This is a genomic window from Sphaerospermopsis reniformis (genome assembly GCF_005402885.1).
Taxonomy (GTDB): Bacteria; Cyanobacteriota; Cyanobacteriia; order Cyanobacteriales; family Nostocaceae; genus Sphaerospermopsis; species Sphaerospermopsis kisseleviana.
Genome location: NZ_BJCE01000496.1, coordinates 1 through 1,124, shown reverse-complemented (window position 1 = coordinate 1,124; position 1,124 = coordinate 1). Strand labels below are relative to the sequence as shown.

At 34.2% G+C, this 1,124-nt stretch carries 1 protein-coding gene and 1 tRNA gene; both read left to right on the top strand.

All coding sequences use genetic code 11. The annotated features are described in order from the left end of the window. Positions 1-234: 234 nt before the first annotated feature. Positions 235-308, top strand: a tRNA-Met gene (locus tag FFR48_RS28005). A gap of 252 nt (positions 309-560) precedes the next feature. Continuing rightward, positions 561-1,043, top strand: coding sequence for a ParA family protein (locus FFR48_RS28000; protein WP_236104232.1), 483 nt, complete (start codon positions 561-563; stop codon positions 1,041-1,043). The last annotated feature ends 81 nt before the right edge of the window (positions 1,044-1,124 follow it).

Here is a 1,124-nt window from a genome sequence, read left to right as displayed (position 1 = left end):
ACATTTTGATGCACCTTGATGCAAGGGTTTTTACCTATTTTACCCCTTTTCCTTGCACTTTGTTCCTCTGTTCTGCCCCCTAAACTCTTGTTTTATCTAGGTTTTGTGTTTATTCAGCAAACCCTAACTACTCTGTCTACGGCTATATGGAAGAAAAAATTTGGCAAAAATTTGTTTTGGTCATTGCCACAGCCAAAATAGTGTGCTATATTAATTAATGTTGATAAAACGTTTGGCTCAGTAGCTCAGTTGGTTAGAGCACGGGACTCATAAGCCTGGGGTCGTTGGTTCAAATCCGACCTGAGCCATTTTTAAAAGAATAAATATAGTCAAGCCAGAATTGATTATTTGCTAAATTAAACCTGATTTTCAGGCTTTCTTTTAGCATTGATATAGTTTAACCAGTGCTAGTTAATAGTGTTTTGATTTAGTTTAATAACAGAAATAGATACGGGTTCAATTATTACAAATGTTGTGAGCGTATTAAGTTAGAAATAATTTACTTAGGCTATACTAAGTAATACAGATTTTCCAATGAGACATTTACCAAAATAATTACAATGGTTCAGAAAATCGCCTTATTTAATCATAAAGGTGGTGTTAGCAAAACTACCACTACCTTTAACTTAGGTTGGATGCTTGCAGCAAAAGGCAAGAGAGTAATACTTGTGGATACAGATCCTCAATGTAATCTGACAGGGATGGCTTTAAAAGAAGAAACAGAAGAAGATGAAGCGAGAATAGAAAATATCTACAATACACATTCTAATATTAAAACAGGTTTAGCACCTGCTTTTGAATCTCAACCAAGAGCTATTGAAGCAGTAGATTGTATACCCATACAAGGACAAGAAGGATTATTTTTATTACCAGGCTATGTGGGTTTTGGTGAATATGAAGTAACATTAGGTATTGCACAGGAGCTAAGTGGTTCAATTCAGACTTTAAAAAATTTACCAGGTGCAATTTATGATTTATTAGAAAAGACTGCGAGTAAATTAGACATCTCCGAAAAAGAATCAAATTATGGTATAACAAGGTAAAATCGTGCATCTACCCTGAGATTATGAGCAACATAGTTGAGTACATTCATAATAATCCTGAAGAATCACAACGGTTATTAG

What these genes read in the sequence shown, in the direction of transcription:
- FFR48_RS28000 (WP_236104232.1), top strand. Translation starts at nt 561, where the DNA reads ATGGTTCAGAAAATCGCCTTATTTAATCATAAAGGTGGTGTTAGCAAA.